This is a genomic window from Flavobacterium sp. KKT103 (assembly GCF_055640565.1).
On sequence record NZ_CM145766.1, the window covers coordinates 1399328 to 1422084 of the forward strand.

Below are 22757 nucleotides of genomic sequence, written 5' to 3' on the forward strand. Positions count from 1 at the left end.
AACAGATTTACTCTTAAAAATACAGTTTATTAGTGGGAAAAGAAGTAAATTGGTTCTGCATTTTAATGAAATGTGATATTATTGAAAATTAAAAATTTTTTTTCTTTAAAATTATTTAGAATTAAACTAAAAAAAATTTTTTTATTTGAACTAAACATATAAATTTGCGGGACTACAAGTTTATTATAACTAAAAGAAATTATTTAAAACTATTAAAATTAAAGAAAATGGCAAACGTTAAAAAAGAAAGCACTTCGAACGGTGGTGGAATGGTTTCAGGAATTATTATTGCTGCATGTATTGGTGTAGGTGTTGTAATTTGGAAATTTATCATGGGTAATCCTGAAAACTTTGAAGGAGGAAATATAGAAACAGGTACTCCGTTGAATACTTTAGGTCAAGTTTATCATGGTGGTGCTGTTGTACCAGTATTATTAGGAATGTTATTGATGGTACTTGTTTTCTCAATCGAGAGATTCTTCGTTATTTCAAAAGCAGCAGGTAAAACTAACTTAGATACTTTTATGACTAAAATCCAAGCTAGTATCAAACAAGGAGAAATTGAAGAAGCTATCGCAACATGTGATAAACAACAAGGTTCAGTTGCAAATGCAATTAAATCAGCTTTAATTAAATACCAAGCAGTTAAAAAAGAAGGATTCAATTCTGAGGAAGCAGCAGAAACTATCCACAAAGAAATTGAAGAAGCTACTTCACTTGAAATGCCAATGTTACAAAAGAACATGACGATTATTTCTTCATTAGTATCTTTAGGAACACTTATTGGATTGTTAGGAACAGTATCAGGGATGATTAAAGCGTTTGGTGCATTAGCAGCAGCTGGAACTCCAGATCAAGCAGCACTTGCAGCAGGTATCTCTGAAGCACTTATTAATACTGCAACAGGTATTGGAACTTCAGCAGTAGCTATTATCTCTTACAACTTCTTTACATCTAAAATTGATGATTTAACGTACTCTATTGATGAGGCTGCTGTATCTATTGTAAACTCTTACAGAAGATTCAGAGGAAGTTTGAAGCAATAATTATATTGATATTTATATCAATTAAAAAACAAAAAGAATGGCTAAAATAAAAATAAAGAAAAATCCGGGGTCTACTGATATGACCGCTATGTGTGATGTTGCATTCCTTTTGCTTACCTTCTTTGTAATGACTTCAACGGCTAAAATACCGGAAGCACTTCCTGTAGACACGCCGGCTTCAACAGTTCAGACTAAATTACCTGAATCTGATTTAGCTACGATAATTGTTGGTGACGGAAAAGTTTTCTTTGATTTAAAAGGAAGACAAGTACGTATCAGAACATTAGAATTAATGGCTGAGAAGTATGGTGAAACTTTTTCTGATGCAGATAAGACAATGTTTTCATTAATGGATGACTTTGGTGTGCCAATGGCAAGTCTTAAGCAAATCATTGAAATGAAAGCACCTGATAGGAGTAAAGCTGGGCAGCCAGGTGTACCTATGGATTCAACAGATAATCAGTTGAAAGATTGGATATACAATGCACGTATTGCTAATATCGAGGTTAATGACAAGGAATTGCAAATCGCTATCAAAGGTGATTCAAAAGAAGAGTATCCTGCAATCAGAAAGGTAATGGATATTTGTCAGGATCAGAAAATCAACAGTTTTAGTTTGGTTACTGGTTTGAGAGGTAAAGATTTTTAATTAAAAAAAATATACTACAATGGCTGAATTAAATACCGACAGCGGTGGCGAAAAAGGTGGTAAGGTAAGAGCTAAAAAAGCGAATGCGAAGGTAGATTTAACTGCCATGGTTGATTTGGCTTTTTTATTAATCACTTTTTTCATGTTGACCACCACGTTGTCTAAACCCCAATCGATGAATTTGGGATTGCCAGATAAAAACGAAAAAGATGACAATCAAGATATCAAAGTTGATGAAAATCGTACGGTAACTTTATTGTTAGGAGACAATAACAAATTGACGTTCTATATGGGATTGTTAGAAACTCCACTTGCTGGTCCAAAAGATATTGCGTATTCTAAAGATGGTCTTCGTAAAGAATTGTTGAAAAGAAAAGAGGAAGTTCTTGCCTATTCAACTGCTAAAGGGAAGCCAGACCAAGGAATGATTGTGATCATCAAACCAGGTAAAAAATCAAACTACAAAAATGTGGTTGATGTTTTGGATGAAATGGCAATATCAGGCGTTCCTACGTACACAATCGTAAATGATATTACTCCTGCGGAATTAAAATTGTTAGAAGGAAAATAAGACTTGTCTTGTTGTCTCAATAACCTAATAATTAAGAAATATGAAATTAGATATTATTAAAAACCAGTGGTTGGAAATCGTCTTTGAGGGCCGTAACAAAGTGTACGGAGCTTATGAGTTGAGAAAAACCAACAGAAGTACTACGATTAAAGCATTGATTATTGGTGCTTTATTCTTTAGTTTGGCTGTTGGTGCTCCACTTATCCTAGACCTTATCCCTAAAGGAGAGGAAGATGATGTTGTTAGAGATGTGAAAATCACTGCAATAAAATTACCTCCTAAAAAAGAAGAACCTAAAAAGTTCGTTCCACCACCACCACCACCTCCTCCAAAGGTTGATCAGGTAAAATTTGTTAAGCCAGTTGTTGCTAAAGCAGCTGAAGTAACAGAAGAACCGCCAAAAATCGTGGAAATTAAGGAGAAAAAATTAGGTGCTGAAACTATAAAAGGAGATCCAGATGCTGTTTTAAGTGTTGCTCCAGTTGGTAACGGTCCAAAGCAACAAGTTGTTGAAGAGGATAACCAAATTTATAACAACGCAGGTATTGAAGTAAAACCAGAATTTCCTGGTGGTATGGACAAGTTCTACGGATATGTATCTAAGAATTACCGTGCACCAGAAGAAGAAGGTTTGAAAGGAAAAGTTTATGTGACTTTTGTTGTTGAAAAAGATGGTTCATTAACTGATATTAAAGTTTTAAGAGATATCGGATACGGAACAGGAAAAGAAGCAATCAGAGTGTTACAAAAATGTCCAAGATGGAATCCAGGTGTTCAAAATGGTAAGCCAGTAAGGGTATTGTACTCTTTGCCAATTACTATTCAAACAGCGGACTAATGTTAGGAAATATTTATAGAAATATACAGAAGAAATCGCTTAGAGAGCGATTTCTTCTCGTTATAGCATTTTTGTTTTTTATGTTTTATTTCGTTTTGGGATTATTGATTATCTTTATGGATAACTTCCCGCTGGATATGGCAACGGAATATCGATGGGCTTTTGGATTGCTTATGATGTTGTATTCGGCCTACCGTGGTGTACGTCTAATTAATGAAAATAAAGATTAGAAAATGAAAAAAAGTGCTGTAAATCTAAGGTATTTGGTTATTATTATCTTGTTGGTTGGTTTTGCTGTTGCGTGCAAGCAGTCAACTAAGGACGATACTAAGGAGACGATCCTGAAAGGGAAAACAACGATTTTAGTTGATGAAACTTTTCAACCGTTAATAGAGGATCAAGCTATTATATTTGAAAGTAATTACAAAGCTAAGATTACAATCGAAGGCAAATCAGAAAATGAATTAATACAGTCTTTCTTAAAAGACACGAGTAGAATTGTTGTTTTGTCTAGGTTGCTTTCAGCTAATGAAAATAAGTATTTTGAGCAATTAAAAATTAAACCTAAAGTTACACCAATAGGTAAAGACGCTATTGCACTTATTGCTAACAAGGGCAATAATGATACTTTGATCGCGTTAGAAGATGTTATTAGTTTTATGCAAGGGAAAGAGATTAAAGGTTTAAAAGGGTTAGTCTTTGATAATCCCAACTCAAGTACAGTTAGGATTATGAATGAATTAGCTGGGTTGACTGCTCTGCCTGCTAAAAACGTGTATTCGGTTAAAACCAATGAAGAAGTAGTCAAATTTATCGCTGAAAATGAGGGGATGATTGGTTTTGTTGGTCTAAATTATTTGTATCAACCATCAGAAGTTGTTGCTAGTAATCTAAAGAACATCAATGTTTTGAGTGTTAAAGGTAAAGGAAAGACTCAATATTTTGCTCCCTCTCAAAATAACCTAGCCGAAGGGACGTATCCTTTGGCACGTGATTTGTATATAATAAACTGTCAGGGATACTCTGGATTAGGAATGGGGTTTGCTTCATTTGTTGCAGGAGATATTGGGCAACGAATAATTTTAAAATCAGGTTTGCTTCCAATTAGAACTCCTGGTAGAAAAGTTAATTTTATTACAAACAAGAAAAAAGAAAAAGAAAATGAATAAATCAAATAAAGTTACAATGAATAAATTTAAATTTTTAAGTGTTGCCTTTTTGGCTTCCGTTTGCTCTGTGCAAGCGCAGGATATCAACCAAATTAAAAAAGCAATAGACGCTGAACAATTTCAGGCTGCTAAAACATCTTTAAAATCAATAGTAAAAGACGACTCATCTAATGGAGCAGCTTACTTTCTTTTAGGAAACGTATATTTGGCTCAAAATGTAGCTGACTCAGCTGCAATTTCATACAAAGCAGGTTTAAATGCTAAGAAAGAAGCGCATTTGAACTACATTGGTCTTGGTCAATTAGATTTAGATAACAATAATGTGGCTGCCGCCAAAGCAAACTTTGAGTTAGCAAAAAAAGAAATGCGTAAAAAGGATTTTGAAGAGTATGTGTACATCGCAAGAGCCTATATGAACGCTAATAAACCGGATTATAAAAGTGCTTTAGCAACTTTAGAACTTGCTAAAGAAAAAAATGAAATGGAGCCACAAGTGTTATTGGCAATGGGTGACGCTTATTATGGTGATAAAAATCAAAATGCTGCTTTTTCTGCTTACAGAAACGCTTTTCAAGCTGATGCTTCTTTGATTAGAGCTAAAATGCAGTTAGGAGTTCTTTTAAAAGGAGCTAAAGCCTATACAGAAGCTGTTGCAGCATATGACAACGTTATCGCTACTAGCCCTTCTTATGGACCAGTATATCGTGAACTTGCTGAAACTTATTACTACTGGGCAAATAACGTTCCTGGAAGATACGATCAGTATATTAAACAAGCACTTTCATACTATGAGAAATATATGGAGTTAACAGATTATTCTCTTGCTTCTCGTATGCGTCATGCTGATTTCTTAATCTTAGCTAAAGATTATAAAGCATTAGAAGCAGAAGCTCTTAAAATGAAAGAGTTGGATAAAGTTAATCCAAGAATCTTAAGATACTTGGGATATGCAGCTTATGAAAATGGTAATTTAGACGCAGCTATTAGCTCTTTGAATGAATATATTAGTGCTCCAACTAATAAAATTATTGCTCAGGATTATTTTTATTTAGGTCAAGCCAAAATTAAAAAAGCAACAAGTGCTGATGGAACTACAATTGAACCAGTTTTATATAAAGAAGGGATCTCTTTTATTAAAAAAGCGGTTGATATGGATATCTACTTTGCTGGACAATTAGGAGATTTAGGGAAATCATTATACGAGCAAAGATTGTATAAAGAAGCAGCTTTAGTGTTTGAAATTGCAACTACAAACAAAGAATCTAAAAGCTATTTGTTAGATAATTTTTACCTAGGTAACTCTATTTACTTCAACAATGCTCCTGCTGATGCAGTGAAAGACATGGAAGCTTTAGCAAAAGCGGATATTGCTTTTGGAAATGTTGTAGAGGCTTCCCCAGAAACTATTGATGCTTATGTATATCGTGCAAGAACAAATACATTGATGGATAATGATCAAGAAATGATCAAATATTACCAAATGTATGTAGATAAAGTAACTGAAAAAGGGGCTGAAGAAATGGCTAAACCAGCTGTAAAGGCAAAATTAGTTGAAGCTTACAATACAATGGCTGCTGGATACGTTAACTTCGATAAAGTTAAAGCAAGAGAGTATTTCAACAAAACGTTGGCTATTGATCCTGCAAATGGATACGCTACTCAATCATTGAAAACTATTAAATAGTTTCAAAGTTTTATTAATATAGGACCGATAGCTGTAAGCTATCGGTTTTTTTGTTTTAGAAGCATTTTCAACTTTATAAATTAACTCCTTTTCAAATTAACTATCTTTGCACTTTAAATTAAAATAATGTTATCAAAAGAAATACAATTAGAAGTTAATAAAGGAGCAATGCTCCCGTTAATGGAGGAATTTTATACCATTCAGGGAGAAGGATACCATACAGGTACCGCTGCGTATTTTATACGAATAGGTGGCTGTGATGTTGGTTGTCATTGGTGTGATGTTAAAGAAAGTTGGAATGCAGAGTTACATCCTCCAACAGAAGTTGATGTGATTGTTGCAAATGCAAGCAAGTATGCCGAAACAGTAGTAGTGACCGGCGGCGAACCGTTGATGTGGGATATGAGTTTGTTAACTGCTAAATTAAAAAATGTTGGGCGCAAGGTTCATATAGAAACGTCAGGTGCTTATCCTTTATCTGGAACTTGGGATTGGATTTGTCTTTCTCCTAAAAAAAATAAGCTACCTACTGAGACAGTTTACGAGGCGGCACATGAATTGAAGGTAATCATTCACAACAAGCACGATTTTATATTTGCTGAAGAGCAAGCTGAATTAGTTAATGATGGAGCTATTTTATTTTTGCAACCAGAATGGAGTAAAAAAGAGGAGATGACTCCTTTGATTGTTGATTATGTAATGAATAATCCAAAATGGAGAGTATCCTTGCAAACGCATAAATACCTTAATATTCCATAACAATCGTTTTAATGATATAAAAAAAGACTAAACAGTTGTTGTTTAGTCTTTTTTTATGCGTTCTAATAGTATGATTATAATGATGTCAAAAGACCCAGTTATGCTTTTGGTTGGATCGTTAGCCTAGCAAGATAGTCATAATGTTCTCCTTCAGTTATTAATTCACATTGTAAATTATTATCCATAGCAATGTTTTGTAATGTATTGTAATCTATGTAAAGCCAAGGGAAGGGTTCTTCTTTTATTCCTTTATAGGTAATGGTGAAATCTAATTCTCCGTAGTAGTGATCTGCAGGAACGGCATAGGCACCATCTTCGTCTTGGTCAAACATATAAATGATGTCAGAGCTATCGATTAATATTTGTCCACCCGGTTGTAGTAACGATTGTAGTTTTTGTAAATAGGTAGCGGTTTGTTTTAAGGTGCCAAAAATACCGGTTCCATTCATGAGCAGTAAAATGGTATCGTATTTTTCAGGCTGCAAGGTCAAGATATCAGCTACCAATGCATTCTTTATTCCGCGTAAGCGACACGTTTCAATTGCTTGTGGTGAGATATCAATGGCGGTAATGGCAATATTTTTATCATTCTGTAAGTACAAGCTATGACTTCCAGCTCCAGCGCCCACATCTAAGGTTTTACCTTTGGTTAATGCAAGTGCTTTTTGTTCTAGTAGTGGCATTTCGTCAAATGATCTAAATAAATAGGAAACACTCATTTCATCCTCTTCGGATATCGAAGTCTCTGTAAGTAGATCTTCTGGCGCGTTTTGAGTTTGGTAATCTAAGATAGCTTGTCCAAATAGGTCTTTCATGATAGTTTATTGGGTAATGTATTAAATGTTGCTTTCAATTGAGTAATTTTGTTTCGATAATGTAAATCATTAAAACCGTAAATTAAAATGCTCAAACCTTCGTTAAACGAACTTGGAAAACTTGCCAAAGATAATCAACTGGAGACTAAAAAGTATTTCGACAAGCTAAAAAAGAAAACGCCTAAAAATTTAGATTATGTAATGCAAGACATTCATGACGCCGTGTTCAAACGAACCAACTGTCTTGAATGTGCTAATTGTTGTAAAACGACGGGTCCATTGTTTACCTTAGCTGATATTGAGCGAATTTCAAAACACCTTCGTCAAAAACCACAACAGTTTATTGCGCAGTACCTTCGTATCGACGAAGATCAAGATTATGTCTTGCAGTCTGTTCCTTGTTCTTTTTTAGATACGGATAATAGTTGTTTTATCTATGATGTTCGTCCCAAGGCGTGTCGGGAATTCCCGCATACGGACAGAAAAAAATTCCAGCAAATTACTGACCTTACACTAAAAAATATTCCTGTTTGTCCTGCTGCCTACAATATTGTCGAAGAAATGAAGAAAAAGCTTCCCTTGTAAGGAGCTAATTAATTTCAATCACAGTATTAAGTAGCTAATTAGCAAGCGATGAATTTTATCAAAATTAGTTAGTTGCCAGTTAGCTAAAAGAACGTAAATACATTTTATTTCTTAAAACTATTGTAAATAGGTTAACGCAAGTCGTCTATTAGCTGTATTTTTGAAAAGCAAACAAGGAGTCTCAAAATAGTACTCATCTTATTTAAAATAATACAATTGAATTTAGAATATTTTATAGCCAAAAGACTAATCACTGCAAAGGATTATAAAAGTAGCATATCAGCACCTATTATTAAAATAGCAATTTCAGCTATTGCTATTGGTATGATAATGATGATTGTTTCCGTGGCCACAGGCGTGGGCTTACAGGAAAAGATCAGAGAAAAAATTGCTGCTTTTAATGGTCATATTATTATTTCAAATTTCGACAGTAATCAGTCAGATGCAACATTAACCCCTATTTCTAAAAAGCAATCCTTCTATCCTAAGTTTAATGCTGTTCCGGCGGTTAGTCATATTCAAGCAATAGCAAGCAAAGCGGGAATAATTAGAACTGAAACTGCTTTCGAAGGCATTGTTTTTAAAGGAGTCGGTTCGGATTATAAATGGGATAACATAAAGGAATATCTTGTAGCGGGTGTTCTTCCTGATTTTTCCTCTAAATTAAACGAAGATGTTTTAATTTCTCAATTTCTTGCGAATCGGTTGAATTTAAAAGTAGGAGATAAGTTCAATACCTTTTTTATGAAAGAAGGAGAGAACAAGTTACCTAACAGCAGGCGCTTTAAAGTGGTTGGTATATTTAACTCTGGTTTTCAAGAGTTTGATGCAACCTATATATTAGGAGATATCAGACACATGCAGCGCATCAATAAATGGAAGTCAGACCAAGTTGGTGCTTTTGAAGTTTTTGTAGACGACTTCGATAATATTTCAAAAATAGGCGAACAGGTCTATGAAGAAACAGGATCCACTTTAGACTCTAAAACCATAATTGAAAAATACAGCTATATCTTTGAGTGGCTTCAATTATTTGATTTCAACATCATCGTCATATTGATAGTCATGATAATAGTGGCTACCATTAATATGGTGGTTGCGTTGCTAGTGCTTATTTTGGAACGAACTCAAATGATCGGAATATTAAAAGCATTAGGAGCGTCTAATTGGACTGTTAGAAAAGTATTTTTATACAATGCCTCCTATCTGATTGCACGTGGATTATTTTGGGGGAATCTAATTGGAATTTCAATTTTGTTAATTCAAAAATATTTCGGCGTCGTCACCCTGAATCCCGAGAATTACTATGTTTCTCAAGCACCAGTTTATTTCAATATCTGGTACATCTTATTATTAAACCTAGGTACCATTGTGATTTGCTTCTTAGTTCTTTTAATTCCATCTTATATCATTACTAAAATTTCACCCGTTAAAGCAATTCGATACGATTGATCTAGCGCTTTTACTAAATATCCGCGTAAAGGCAAGCGTCAGGTATTTAGATTGTATTTCTTAGGAGCTATTTACTTCGTCAGTTCGCTTCGCTCGTGTCCTGCTATCCGTTTCAATCTTTTACGGGGATAAAAATCCCCATAAAAGGATTTCCACTTCTATCAGGGCTAGGTGAGTTGTAGTGTTCAAGAACATCTATGTACCATTTGAACCACACTGATTTATTCTCCTTATCTTGTTTTCATAGATACCTTATATATAGTAGCGATTAAAATGCTTCTGCGCGCAATCCAGGATATAAGGGCCAATCTGCTAAAGTCCGCGACATGCGTGTTCCAATATTTCGAAACACAATTACAGCTTACATATGTAGTATCGTAATTATATCCAAAACTCTCTACGGTTAGTAAATCTGCTAGAATCTGCGATATCTGCGTGCCAATATCTCGAAACACACCAAAAACAATAAATCCGCTAAATCCGCGTCATCCGCGTTTCAATATTTCGAAACACAATTACAGTTTACATATATAGTATCATTATTATTTACAAAACCTTCTACGATCAGTCAATCTGCTAGAATCTGCGAAATCTGCGTGCTAATGTATCCAAACACAATCATAGCATACATACATATATGTACGCAATCATATTCAAAACACTTCAAAAACAATAAATCCGCTATATCCGCGTCATCCGCGTTCCAATAATTCTAAACACAATCACAACCTACATATATAGTAGCTCAGTTACCTAAATTACACACCAAAAACAGCAAACCCGCTAAATCACCCTGCCAATAGTTCTAAGCACAAGTCACTCACATATAAAATTAGCTTTCGAACACCATCCAAACACTAGCAACACAAGAACAAACCCGCTAATTCACTTACTTTTTTCTTACAAATGTAAAAATCACCAAATTTCAATAAACAGTAACAATGTTGTTTTTCAGAGTTTTAAAACGAGTGATAAAAAAAGATTAAAAAAAGTGTGTTGTAAAGTATTGTTTAACGGTAAAGACTCACTACTTTTGCACCCGCAACAGCGACAAAGTTCTTTACATAATGACAAGCAAACGAAAAGGGAGTTGAAAATTTATTTTCAAATTATTTTCAAAAAAGCTTGTGAGAAGTAAAAGAGTTTATTACTTTTGCACCCGCTTCCAGCGACACACACAGTGAGTCAAGGAGTGGAAAAAAAAAGATACACACGTTCGTAGACATATTGAATTGACAGCCGTTTTAAGAGAAATCTTGAAACAAAAGAATAAGAGTAATGAGATCGAGAGATTAAAAAATGAACCGATAGATCTTCAGTCAAAAATAAATAGCTTAGTAATAAGCAAATAATATACGATGAAGAGTTTGATCCTGGCTCAGGATGAACGCTAGCGGCAGGCTTAACACATGCAAGTCGAGGGGTATAGTTCTTCGGAACTAGAGACCGGCGCACGGGTGCGTAACGCGTATGCAATCTACCTTTCACAGAGGGATAGCCCAGAGAAATTTGGATTAATACCTCATAGTATTATAGAGTGGCATCACTTTATAATTAAAGATTTATCGGTGAAAGATGAGCATGCGTCCCATTAGCTAGTTGGTAAGGTAACGGCTTACCAAGGCTACGATGGGTAGGGGTCCTGAGAGGGAGATCCCCCACACTGGTACTGAGACACGGACCAGACTCCTACGGGAGGCAGCAGTGAGGAATATTGGACAATGGGCGCAAGCCTGATCCAGCCATGCCGCGTGCAGGATGACGGTCCTATGGATTGTAAACTGCTTTTATACAGGAAGAAACCACTCTACGTGTAGAGTCTTGACGGTACTGTAAGAATAAGGATCGGCTAACTCCGTGCCAGCAGCCGCGGTAATACGGAGGATCCAAGCGTTATCCGGAATCATTGGGTTTAAAGGGTCCGTAGGCGGTTTAGTAAGTCAGTGGTGAAAGCCCATCGCTCAACGGTGGAACGGCCATTGATACTGCTAGACTTGAATTATTAGGAAGTAACTAGAATATGTAGTGTAGCGGTGAAATGCTTAGAGATTACATGGAATACCAATTGCGAAGGCAGGTTACTACTAATTGATTGACGCTGATGGACGAAAGCGTGGGTAGCGAACAGGATTAGATACCCTGGTAGTCCACGCCGTAAACGATGGATACTAGCTGTTGGGCGCAAGTTCAGTGGCTAAGCGAAAGTGATAAGTATCCCACCTGGGGAGTACGAACGCAAGTTTGAAACTCAAAGGAATTGACGGGGGCCCGCACAAGCGGTGGAGCATGTGGTTTAATTCGATGATACGCGAGGAACCTTACCAAGGCTTAAATGTAGATTGACCGGTTTGGAAACAGACTTTTCGCAAGACAATTTACAAGGTGCTGCATGGTTGTCGTCAGCTCGTGCCGTGAGGTGTCAGGTTAAGTCCTATAACGAGCGCAACCCCTGTTGTTAGTTGCCAGCGAGTCAAGTCGGGAACTCTAACAAGACTGCCAGTGTAAACTGTGAGGAAGGTGGGGATGACGTCAAATCATCACGGCCCTTACGCCTTGGGCTACACACGTGCTACAATGGACGGTACAGAGAGCAGCCACTGGGCAACCAGGAGCGAATCTACAAAACCGTTCTCAGTTCGGATCGGAGTCTGCAACTCGACTCCGTGAAGCTGGAATCGCTAGTAATCGGATATCAGCCATGATCCGGTGAATACGTTCCCGGGCCTTGTACACACCGCCCGTCAAGCCATGGAAGCTGGGGGTGCCTGAAGTCGGTGACCGCAAGGAGCTGCCTAGGGTAAAACTGGTAACTAGGGCTAAGTCGTAACAAGGTAGCCGTACCGGAAGGTGCGGCTGGAACACCTCCTTTCTAGAGCCTTAATTGTTAGTTGATTTATCAACACGTTAGGGAAAAAGACGAAAAGACCTAAAGGTTTTTTAGTTTTAAGATTTTATTACTCTTGCTGTTAATTTATAAAAAAATTGAATAAAAGAATTTAAGAATAAGAGTGTCTCGTAGCTCAGCTGGTTAGAGTACTACACTGATAATGTAGGGGTCGACAGTTCGAGTCTGTCCGAGACAACTATTTACCTTAAATAAGGAAATTCTAGAGTTGAAAAGCAACAAAAATTAGTGCTAGTCACTAATTACTGTTCACTAGTCACTCATGAAATGGGGGATTAGCTCAGCTGGCTAGAGCGCCTGCCTTGCACGCAGGAGGTCAACGGTTCGACTCCGTTATTCTCCACGAATTTGGTCATAAAGTCCAAAGTCGATAGTCCAAAGTCCTAGACTTTAAGACATTTGACTTTACGATTTTAGACTAAATAAAGTTCATTGACATATTGAGATAAGAAAAATATTAAAAAGTAGAAAGCATTTTACTTGTTTATCATTAGGCAAGTAGAAAGAACGGCATTCTTAACTGAATGTTGGTACAATAAGCAAAATAAGGGCGTATGGGGGATGCCTTGGCTCTCAGAGGCGATGAAAGGCGTGATAAGCTGCGAAAAGTTACGGGGATTGGCACACACAATATGATCCGTAAATACCTGAATGGGGCAACCCACTAGATTGAAGATCTAGTACACCTACGGGTGGGCAAACCCGCTGAACTGAAACATCTAAGTAGGCGGAGGAGAAGAAAACAAAAGTGATTCCGTAAGTAGTGGCGAGCGAACGCGGATTAGCCCAAACCAATGTTGTTACGGCAATGTTGGGGTTGTAGGACCACGACATTTTATGTATGAAGAATTAGAATCTACTGGAAAGTAGAGCCATAGAAGGTGATAGCCCTGTATAAGTAATGAATATAATAGATAGTGGTATCCTGAGTAGGGCGGGACACGAGAAATCCTGTCTGAATTTGGCGGGACCATCCGCTAAGGCTAAATACTCCTGAGAGACCGATAGTGAACCAGTACCGTGAGGGAAAGGTGAAAAGAACCGTGAATAACGGAGTGAAATAGATCCTGAAACCATACGCTTACAAGCGGTCGGAGCCCTTTCGTGGGGTGACGGCGTGCCTTTTGCATAATGAGCCTACGAGTTAACGTTGCTGGCAAGGATAAGTGGTTAAGCCACGGATCCGTAGCGAAAGCGAGTCTGAATAGGGCGCTTTAGTCAGTAGTGTTAGACGCGAAACCGTGTGATCTACCCATGGGCAGGATGAAGCGCTGGTAACACAGTGTGGAGGTCCGAACCGGTTGACGTTGAAAAGTCTTCGGATGACCTGTGGGTAGGGGTGAAAGGCCAATCAAACTCGGAAATAGCTCGTACTCCCCGAAATGCATTTAGGTGCAGCGTTAGTTATAAAGTTATATAGAGGTAGAGCTACTGATTGGATGCGGGGGCTTCACCGCCTACCAATTCCTGACAAACTCCGAATGCTATATAATGTTCACTAACAGTGAGGGCTTGGGTGCTAAGGTCCAAGTCCGAGAGGGAAAGAACCCAGACCATCAGCTAAGGTCCCCAAATATATACTAAGTTGAAAGAACGCGGTTTGTCTGCATAGACAGCTAGGATGTTGGCTTGGAAGCAGCCATTCATTTAAAGAGTGCGTAACAGCTCACTAGTCGAGCGGACGAGCATGGATAATAATCGGGCATAAGTATATTACCGAAGCTATGGATTTACAATTTATTGTAAGTGGTAGGGGAGCATTCTATCAGGGTAGAAGGTGTGTTGTAAAGCATGCTGGACTGGATAGAAAAGAAAATGTAGGCATAAGTAACGATAATGCGGGCGAGAAACCCGCACACCGAAAGACTAAGGTTTCCACAGCTATGCTAATCAGCTGTGGGTTAGTCGGGACCTAAGGCGAACCCGAAAGGGACAGTCGATGGACAACGGGTTAATATTCCCGTACTACTGTTAACTGTGATGGGGTGACGGAGTGATGAAAGTGCCGCGAACTGACGGAATAGTTCGTTGAAGTACCTACCTATAAGGCCCGCAGGCAAATCCACGGGCTTTGGGGAAATACGATAGTACTCGGCGTCTTCGGACAAAGAGATAGTGCACCTAAGGGCTTCCAAGAAAAACCTCTAAACTTCAGGTTAATAGTACCCGTACCGCAAACCGACACAGGTAGTCGAGATGAGAATTCTAAGGTGCTCGAGAGATTCATGGCTAAGGAATTAGGCAAAATAGACCCGTAACTTCGGGAGAAGGGTCGCCAGCAGCAATGCTGGCCGCAGTGAAGAGGTCCAGGCGACTGTTTATCAAAAACACAGGGCTCTGCAAAATCGTAAGATGAAGTATAGGGCCTGACACCTGCCCGGTGCTGGAAGGTTAAGAGGAGATGTTATCTTCGGAGAAGCATTGAATTGAAGCCCCAGTAAACGGCGGCCGTAACTATAACGGTCCTAAGGTAGCGAAATTCCTTGTCGGGTAAGTTCCGACCTGCACGAATGGTGTAACGATCTGGACACTGTCTCAGCCATGAGCTCGGTGAAATTGTAGTAACGGTGAAGATGCCGTTTACCCGCAGTGGGACGAAAAGACCCTGTGCACCTTTACTATAGCTTAGTATTGACCTTGGATAAATGATGTGTAGGATAGGTTGGAGACTGTGAAGTGGCGTCGCTAGGCGTTGTGGAGTCATTGTTGAAATACAACCCTTTGTTTATCTGAGGCCTAACCCCGCGATTGCGGGGGACATTGCTTGGTGGGTAGTTTGACTGGGGTGGTCGCCTCCAAAAGAGTAACGGAGGCTTCTAAAGGTTCCCTCAGTACGCTTGGTAACCGTGCGTAGAGTGCAATGGCATAAGGGAGCTTGACTGAGAGACATACAGGTCGATCAGGTACGAAAGTAGAGCATAGTGATCCGGTGGTTCCGCATGGAAGGGCCATCGCTCAAAGGATAAAAGGTACGCCGGGGATAACAGGCTGATCTCCCCCAAGAGCTCATATCGACGGGGGGGTTTGGCACCTCGATGTCGGCTCGTCACATCCTGGGGCTGGAGAAGGTCCCAAGGGTTGGGCTGTTCGCCCATTAAAGTGGCACGCGAGCTGGGTTCAGAACGTCGTGAGACAGTTCGGTCTCTATCTACTGTGGGCGCAAGAAATTTGAATGGATCTGATTCTAGTACGAGAGGACCGAATTGGACTAACCTCTAGTGTATCTGTTGTCACGCCAGTGGCACCGCAGAGTAGCTACGTTGGGAAGGGATAAGCGCTGAAAGCATATAAGCGCGAAACCCACCATAAGATGAGATTTCTTTTAAGGATCGTGGGAGATGACCACGTTGATAGGCTATAGATGTAAAGGCAGTAATGTCATAGTCGAGTAGTACTAATAATCCGTAAGCTTATGTACACTTTTCCTGCGGGGTAACCCGCAGGGAGAAACTTTCTCCCTTCGACTTCGCTCAGGGCAAGTCAAGATTAATACTTTTTTCTTTATCTCAATGTGTTAAGATATTATGTAATGTTAATTAGCAAATAGCTAATTTACCCATTGCAAAACGACCTTAAGGTGGTTATTGCGGCGGGGCTCACCTCTTCCCATCCCGAACAGAGTAGTTAAGCCCGCCTGCGCAGATGGTACTGCAGTTATGTGGGAGAGTATGTCGTCGCCTTTCTTTTTAAAAACCCTGATTCAATCGAATCAGGGTTTTTTGTTTTATAGTTGTTTCGTACTGAAACAGCGGCTTGGTTCGGATCAAGATCAAAAGTTGGGGATTAAGCAAAAAGATTAGATAATCTAAATAAGAAGAAATCAATTTTTCTAACTCCTCTAAATTGAGATCTAAATGCCTTTATTTTTGCATTGAAGGATTCTGCTGAAGCATTTGTACTACGATTGTCAAAGTAATTTAAAATTGATTGATAGTTAATTGTTATCGTATTAAGTACAATATTGAAGTTTTTAAATCCCGATTCTTCTACTTTTCTATACCAATGCGCTAATTTTAGCATAGCAATATTTTGATCGTTGTTACTGTTGTATATGGCTCTTAGTTGCTGAGACAAAATATATGCTGTTTTTAAATCAGGATAGATTTCAAAAAGAAGCTGTGCTCTTTCTACTTGGCTGTTAGTCCACTTTTCTCTTGATTTATATAGTAAATAGCGACTTCTGGCTAATAACTGTTTTACGGTTTCACCATTGTTTAAGAGTTGTGGAGTGTATGTTTTGTTTTGGGATTTAGCATTTAGTATCGCCTGATTCTCTCTATCCATTGCTTCCCAACGGTACTTGATTCTGATTTCTTGTAAAGCCTCTAAGGCTAATTTCTGTACATGAAAGCGATCCGTTACTTGTATGGCTTTTGGAAAACATTTTTTAGCTATCAACTTCATGGAATTTGCCATATCAAGAGTGATTTCTACAACTTCTTGTCTTTTTTTTAAGTCGATTTTACTGACTTGTTCAATTACCTGTTCTGTTTTAGTGCCAGCAACAATAGCCACTAATGATCCTTTTTTGCCTTTGGCTTTTTTATTGGTGACAATAGTATAAAGTTCTCCTTGGGATAAGGCAACTTCGTCTATAGCGAGGTGAATACCTATGTTTTCGGGGTAGATAATCCAGTTATGGGCATGTTTTCTAGGTTCCCAAGTATTAAAAGAACTTAAGTGATTTTTATACTGTCTTTGAAGTTTTTTACCATCAACACCAAAGAACCCTCCAATAGTGTTACAATTAATAGCGGTATTATCTATTAATTTCTTTTAAAAAAGTCGCAAACTCTTGCGTCATACGTGTTCCCTTGGCAACTAACTGCCAATCTCTTTTAACAATCTCGCCATTGGTTTTATTTGTCCAACGACGACGTTTAATGTGTAAGAAAACAAATTTACCCCTTAGCGGGAAATCCTGAATTGTGATTTCATCCAAAAACCCTTTGGATACTAATTCTAAAGAATCAAACTCTTTGGGAGGTTTTGATTTTTCTTCAAAATAGAGATGTAGGTTTTCCTCAGAATTGAGAGCAGAAACTATTTCAAAGTTATCTACTAGAAAATCGGGAAGAACAAATTTTAAAAGTTCGACAGAATCCATTTGTTATTGTTTTACTCTGTAAATATCTATATTTTTATTAAATCCCTCCCCAGGTTTTGTTCCTGATCCCTTGGTTCGTTGCCTTTCTTTGTTATAATCCTGATTCATCGGAGTTAGTTTCTTCTGTTTTTCAGCTGATTTTCTTGTGAAAACTGATTTTTTGCCTGAGGGATAGTAGTGAAAATCCTTTTTTGAGGCTTTTTTTTAGTCGCAAAAAAGATTGTAACGAATAGCCCGACGGTACTGGAACGCAGTGGAAGTAGCGGCAGGCCCATGAATTTGGAATAATTAGTTAACTCATTTTTGTTATTCTTAATCCGTTTAACTTATCCTGTTTCGATTGTTTTTGTTATAGTGTTTTCTTATTTACTAAGTTGTTTGAGATAATTATTTGTTGTTATTTTTTGTGTCGTTTACTTTGGCTTTTTTAGTTTGTATAAACTAATTTAAATCTTGGTCATTTTAGTAGTAAGCTTTTATATAATTATATTATTGTATGTCTTGGTCATAGAAAGTGTTTTCTTTTAGGTTACGCTCTGTACTAGTATTTAATTTTAATGATTGGTAAGGTATTGAAATTGTAAGAAGTTGCCTGATGTCAATTTCTCTAGGTATCTTTAGTGATTCGAATATTTAGAAGTTGGTGACTGTCATTACATGATTTGTTAATTTTATATTAAAAAATTGTATTCATTGTCGTATATATTACCTACTTTTAGTGGTTGTATATACAAATCTCAATTTGATAATAAAAAATTCATATATGAAACATAAATTACTCTATTTATTGTTATTCTTTTCATTTCTGGGAAATGCTATTCTCGCTCAAAATAGTAAGGTCAATAATAAAAATTCTGGAAATACTTCTTCAACATCAGTAGCAAAAACAAAGGCACTTATTCCTGCACCCTTGGCTACTGCAGGAAGTTCATGTAAGGAAGTAGCAGATGCTACGGTTAGGGTTTTTGTTACTGCGTCAGGAAATAGCGGAGATATTATAGAATGGTTTGACAGCCAGGAGTCTACTACTGTTTTACGTACTGGGTCTATTTACAGTCCGTTTATCAGTAAAACAACTACTTTTTATGTACAAAGTCGTTCTGGAAGTGACTTAAGTGTAAGGGTTCCTGTTGTGGCTTCAGTTTTTAATGCTCCCCCAAATGTTTCCTTAGCTGTATCTCCTACTAATAGTCCAATTTGTAAAGGTGTTCCTTTGACTTTTACTGCAACGGGTGGTGGAGATTTGTTTGAGTTTTTAGTCGATAATGTTGTGGTTCAACCTATGTCAAGTAGTAAGGTGTATACGACCACAACTTTGAATTCGGGACAAGTTGTTAAAGTTAGAACGAGGTATGCTGTTAACTTTGATGGGACAGTTTCCGAAGCTGCTTGGGGTACGGGTGCGTTTGAAGATAATACTTTGAGCGCTGCACTATCGCCAAATGCAGTTGATGGATACCTGACCAGTATAAAGATTAGTGGTACAGAAGATAATTTGATTTTTGGGATAACTGGTAAATTAAATGCAAATAGAAGTACATTGTTGTTTTTGGATACGAAACCTGGTGGTTTCAATATTGGAAACTATGGTGACGAAGTGACCGTTAATCCCTCGGTTAATGGGTTTAATTATTTCAATAACAATCCAAGCACTTTTGATTCCTATTTTTTACCTGATTATTGCTTGGCAATATCTACTAAAGATGGTGGATTGACCTATTTCGCTGATATTATAGAGCTTAAGACTGGTACTTCGACAAAAGTTAGCTTAGGAACTGCTTCTAATGGAAATCCGTCTGCTAACTTTGGTGTTAATAACGGTAATACAGATATAAATGATTTGTCGTTGGGTTTTGAAGTTTCGGTTTTGAAATCTCAAATTGGTTATGTTACTGGTGATATTAAATCTTTTGGATTTACCATGAAAGATGATTCTGAAGCTGCTTTTAGTATAACAAATTCGTTTCTTAGTCCGGAAAGAGCATCTACTTTAGATTTCGGGCCTGGACCAATAAATTTTAATTTAAGTGATGCGAAGGCGGTTGTAGTTTCTGCTGATGCCTTTATACCTTGTTACAAGGAAGCTACACTTTCTGTAACTATTGTTGAGAAGCCTACTACTGCAACTGTAGGTAGTAATCAAATAAATTGTTCGCTGACTAGTACTTCCTTAGGTGGTAATACACCAACTGTTGGAACCGGAAAATGGTCAGTAAAATCGGGTCCAGGTACAGTAACTTTCAGTAACATCAATAGTAGTAGTAGCACTGCAACAGTTGATGTAGTGGGTACTTATGTTTTTACTTGGACAATATCAAATGGTAATTGCGATCCTTCAACGGCCGATATTACGGTGCGTTTTGATGTACCTCCTGTGCCTCCAGTAGGGAGTAACCAAACGGAATGTGCACAAAACCCTATACAAACGTTAACTGCCACAGCAACTGTTGTAGCGGGATCGACATTAAAATGGTATGATGCAGCAACAGGAGGAAGCGTGGTTTCAAATCCAACATTGAATGCTATCGGAACAAGAACCTATTATGCTGAGGCGGTTAATACGGCTTCAAGTTGTCCTAGTCCTTCACGTACTGCAGTTGTTTTAACGATAAATCCAATTCCATTAGCACCAGTTAGTGGTGGAAATAAAACGGAATGCGAGGCGTCGCCGCTTCAAACACTTACTGCTACAGCAACAACCGCTGTGGGGTTTTCTGTTAAGTGGTATACTGCCGCTACAGGAGGAACTGTTGTAGCTAATCCTACTTTAAATTCAATTGAAACGATTACTTATTATGCAGAAGCAGTTAATGATGCCACAGGTTGTTTTAGTAATTCTAGAACAGCAGTGGTCTTAACTATTAACGCGAAACCTTTGGCTCCTGTAAGTGGTGGTAATAAAACTGAATGTGCGCAAAGTCCTTTACAAACATTGACGGCTACAGCTACGGTCGCTTCGGGTGCTTCGGTAGTTTGGTATGATGCAGCAACAGGAGGAAACCTGATTACAAATCCAACATTGAATGTTATTGGAACAAAAACCTATTATGCTGAAACGGTTAATACAGCTTCAAGTTGTCCTAGTCCTTCTCGTACTGCAGTTGTTTTAACGATAAACCCAATTCCATTAGGACCAGTTAGTGGCGGCAACAAAACGGAATGCGAGGCGTCGCCGCTTCAAACACTTACTGCTACAGCAACAACGGCTGTGGGTTTGTCTATTAAGTGGTATACTGCCGCTACAGGCGGAACTGTCGTAGCTACTCCTACTTTAAATTCAATAGGAACCATTACTTATTATGCGGAAGCAGTTAATGATGCTACAGGTTGTTTTAGTAATTCAAGAACAGCAGTGGTCTTAACTATTAACGCGAGACCTTTAGCTCCTGTAAGTGGTGGAAATAAAACAGAATGTGCGCAAAGTCCTTTACAAACATTGACGGCTACAGCTACGGTCGCTTCGGGTGCTACGGTAGTTTGGTATGATGCAGGAATAGGAGGAAACCTGATTACAAATCCAACATTGAATGTTATTGGAACAAAAACCTATTATGCTGAAACGGTTAATACAGCTTCAAGTTGTCCTAGTCCTTCTCGTACTGCAGTTGTTTTAACGATAAACCCAATTCCATTAGCGCCAGTTAGTGGTGGGAACAAAACGGAATGCGAAGCATCCCCGCTTCAAACACTTACTGCTACAGCAACAACGGTTGTGGGGTCATCTATTAAGTGGTATACTGCCGCTACCGGAGGAACTGTTGTAGCTAATCCTACTTTAAATTCAATTGGAACGATTACTTATTATGCGGAAGCAGTTAATGATGCCACAGGTTGTTTTAGTAATTCAAGAACAGCAGTGGTTTTAACGATAAATGCTAGACCAGCAAATCCAATCAGTGGAGGGAATCAAACGGTTTGTACTAATGGCAGTACGACACAAACACTAACAGCAACAGCATTTGGCTCTTCTGTTACTTGGTATACTGCTGCTACAGGCGGTACGTTTGTTTCTAATCCAAATCAAGTTGGTGTTGGGACTGTAACTTATTATGCTGAAGCGTCCAATGGACTCTGTACCAGTTTTTCAAGAACTGCCGTAACTTTAACTATAGTAGGTGTTGTACCAAATCCTACAGCAGCAGATCAAACTGTTTGTTCTAATGGGAATAGCAATCAAACATTGACGGCAACAGCTTCTGGAAATACCATAACTTGGTATACAGCTTTAACAGGCGGATCAATTGTAGCGAATCCAACTCAAGTAGGTGTAGGAAGTGCTACTTATTATGCGGAATCTTCAGTGGGGAATTGTACAAGCGCGGCCCGAACTAGAGTTGTTCTAACTATTTCAGCTATTCCAGCTGTACCCACAGTACTTTCTGCAGTGCAACCAACTTGTTCTGTTCCTTCGGGTAGGATAACTGTTACTCCACAAGCTAATACTGAATATAGTATTGGAAATGGATTTCAGCAAAGTAATGTTTTCCAAAATGTGGCTCCTGGTAACTACACGATTAGCGTTCGCTTTTTAAATAATACAGCATGCCCAGTGAATGCAGTTGCTGCACAACGAATTAATGCTGTTCCAGCTACTATTCAGTTTGATGTCGCTGGAGAATGTGTTTCGGATGATTACATTCTTACGGCAAAATCAGTTGCAAATTCATATGATGCAGCCACAGTTGAATATATTTGGAAAGATGAAAATGGACAGCAAGTAGGGACTAATGCTAGTGAATTGAATGTGTCTAGCGTAATTGCATCTAAAACTAGTCAAGCTATTTTTCCTCTTACTTATACTTTGACTATTAAGTCTGTTGGAACTGGTTGTGAGACTACAAAATCGGTACTTATTAATGGGATTTACTGTAATATTCAAAAAGGAATCTCGCCGGACGGAAATGGTTCAAATGAATTTTTAGACCTTTCATTAATGGATGTCCGCAATTTAGAAATCTTTAATAGATATGGACTTAAAGTATATTCCATGCCTAATTATAAGAATCAGTGGAAAGGCCAAACTAATAAAGGCGAGGAGTTACCTAGTGCAACATATTACTATGTGATTCAATTCAACAATGGTCAAACTAAGACAGGTTGGATTTATTTAATCAGAGAAAAATAGTAAAACAATATAATTTATTGGTTCATGGTTTTTGAACTGCCAATAAATCCAA

At 38.0% G+C, this 22757-nt stretch carries 14 protein-coding genes, 2 tRNA genes and 3 rRNA genes; 16 read left to right on the forward strand and 3 right to left on the reverse strand.

Translation table 11 applies throughout. The annotated features are described in order from the left end of the window. The first annotated feature begins 227 nt into the window (after positions 1 to 227). The 8 genes from ACZ2G0_RS05895 to ACZ2G0_RS05930 all read left to right on the forward strand — a co-directional run bounded on the left by ACZ2G0_RS05895 (position 228) and on the right by ACZ2G0_RS05930 (position 6716). Complete coding sequence (locus tag ACZ2G0_RS05895) at positions 228 to 1046, forward strand: MotA/TolQ/ExbB proton channel family protein (protein ID WP_470309437.1); 819 nt, start codon at positions 228 to 230, stop codon at positions 1044 to 1046. 37 nt (positions 1047 to 1083) lie between these two features. Beyond that, positions 1084 to 1695, forward strand: coding sequence for an ExbD/TolR family protein (locus ACZ2G0_RS05900; RefSeq protein WP_470309438.1), 612 nt, complete (start codon positions 1084 to 1086; stop codon positions 1693 to 1695). Positions 1696 to 1714: 19 nt separating this feature from the next. Beyond that, positions 1715 to 2266 (forward strand): ExbD/TolR family protein, encoded by a 552-nt coding sequence (locus tag ACZ2G0_RS05905; RefSeq protein WP_470309439.1) that lies wholly within the window; start codon positions 1715 to 1717, stop codon positions 2264 to 2266. Between the two features lie 40 nt (positions 2267 to 2306). Then, the gene (locus ACZ2G0_RS05910; RefSeq protein ID WP_470309440.1) at positions 2307 to 3104 is read left to right on the forward strand and encodes an energy transducer TonB; all 798 of its coding nucleotides are present in this window, start codon (positions 2307 to 2309) and stop codon (positions 3102 to 3104) included. A gap of 80 nt (positions 3105 to 3184) precedes the next feature. Then, complete coding sequence (locus ACZ2G0_RS05915) at positions 3185 to 3334, forward strand: hypothetical protein (protein ID WP_470309441.1); 150 nt, start codon at positions 3185 to 3187, stop codon at positions 3332 to 3334. Between the two features lie 3 nt (positions 3335 to 3337). After that, positions 3338 to 4273 (forward strand): PstS family phosphate ABC transporter substrate-binding protein, encoded by a 936-nt coding sequence (locus ACZ2G0_RS05920; RefSeq protein WP_470309442.1) that lies wholly within the window; start codon positions 3338 to 3340, stop codon positions 4271 to 4273. 16 nt (positions 4274 to 4289) lie between these two features. Continuing rightward, complete coding sequence (locus ACZ2G0_RS05925) at positions 4290 to 5957, forward strand: tetratricopeptide repeat protein (protein ID WP_470309443.1); 1668 nt, start codon at positions 4290 to 4292, stop codon at positions 5955 to 5957. A 126-nt stretch (positions 5958 to 6083) separates the two neighbouring features. Beyond that, the gene (locus ACZ2G0_RS05930; RefSeq protein ID WP_470309444.1) at positions 6084 to 6716 is read left to right on the forward strand and encodes a 7-carboxy-7-deazaguanine synthase QueE; all 633 of its coding nucleotides are present in this window, start codon (positions 6084 to 6086) and stop codon (positions 6714 to 6716) included. A gap of 98 nt (positions 6717 to 6814) precedes the next feature. Here ACZ2G0_RS05930 and ACZ2G0_RS05935 read toward each other — a convergent pair whose 3' ends face one another. Then, positions 6815 to 7531, reverse strand: a complete 717-nt coding sequence (locus tag ACZ2G0_RS05935; protein ID WP_470309445.1) for a class I SAM-dependent methyltransferase — start codon at positions 7529 to 7531, stop codon at positions 6815 to 6817. Between the two features lie 87 nt (positions 7532 to 7618). On the opposite strand from ACZ2G0_RS05935, the gene ACZ2G0_RS05940 reads away from it, so the two are divergent. From ACZ2G0_RS05940 to rrf, 7 genes are all read left to right on the forward strand, one after another. Beyond that, positions 7619 to 8116 (forward strand): YkgJ family cysteine cluster protein, encoded by a 498-nt coding sequence (locus ACZ2G0_RS05940; RefSeq protein WP_470309446.1) that lies wholly within the window; start codon positions 7619 to 7621, stop codon positions 8114 to 8116. Between the two features lie 216 nt (positions 8117 to 8332). Then, the gene (locus ACZ2G0_RS05945) at positions 8333 to 9568 is read left to right on the forward strand and encodes an ABC transporter permease (RefSeq protein ID WP_470309447.1); all 1236 of its coding nucleotides are present in this window, start codon (positions 8333 to 8335) and stop codon (positions 9566 to 9568) included. A gap of 1355 nt (positions 9569 to 10923) precedes the next feature. Next, positions 10924 to 12437 (forward strand): 16S ribosomal RNA (locus ACZ2G0_RS05950). A 140-nt stretch (positions 12438 to 12577) separates the two neighbouring features. Then, a tRNA-Ile gene (locus ACZ2G0_RS05955) sits at positions 12578 to 12651 on the forward strand. A gap of 91 nt (positions 12652 to 12742) precedes the next feature. Then, a tRNA-Ala gene (locus tag ACZ2G0_RS05960) sits at positions 12743 to 12816 on the forward strand. A gap of 190 nt (positions 12817 to 13006) precedes the next feature. Next, positions 13007 to 15891 (forward strand): 23S ribosomal RNA (locus ACZ2G0_RS05965). Positions 15892 to 16046: 155 nt separating this feature from the next. Next, a 5S ribosomal RNA gene (rrf, locus tag ACZ2G0_RS05970) occupies positions 16047 to 16156 on the forward strand. Together the 16S, 23S and 5S rRNA genes with 2 tRNA genes alongside form the textbook arrangement of a ribosomal RNA operon. A 100-nt stretch (positions 16157 to 16256) precedes the next feature. On the opposite strand, the gene ACZ2G0_RS05975 is transcribed toward rrf, so the two are convergent. Together ACZ2G0_RS05975 and ACZ2G0_RS05980 are read right to left on the reverse strand one after the other, a co-directional pair. Further along, the gene (locus tag ACZ2G0_RS05975; protein WP_470309823.1) at positions 16257 to 17240 is read right to left on the reverse strand and encodes an ISAon1 family transposase; all 984 of its coding nucleotides are present in this window, start codon (positions 17238 to 17240) and stop codon (positions 16257 to 16259) included. Continuing rightward, complete coding sequence (locus ACZ2G0_RS05980; protein ID WP_470307583.1) at positions 17233 to 17580, reverse strand: ISAon1 family transposase N-terminal region protein; 348 nt, start codon at positions 17578 to 17580, stop codon at positions 17233 to 17235. Before ACZ2G0_RS05980 ends, ACZ2G0_RS05975 begins: the two co-directional genes overlap by 8 nt. Before the next feature lie 763 nt (positions 17581 to 18343). Between ACZ2G0_RS05980 and ACZ2G0_RS05985 the strand changes: the two genes are divergently transcribed. Continuing rightward, positions 18344 to 22705 (forward strand): Ig-like domain-containing protein, encoded by a 4362-nt coding sequence (locus ACZ2G0_RS05985; RefSeq protein ID WP_470309448.1) that lies wholly within the window; start codon positions 18344 to 18346, stop codon positions 22703 to 22705. Positions 22706 to 22757 lie beyond the last annotated feature (52 nt).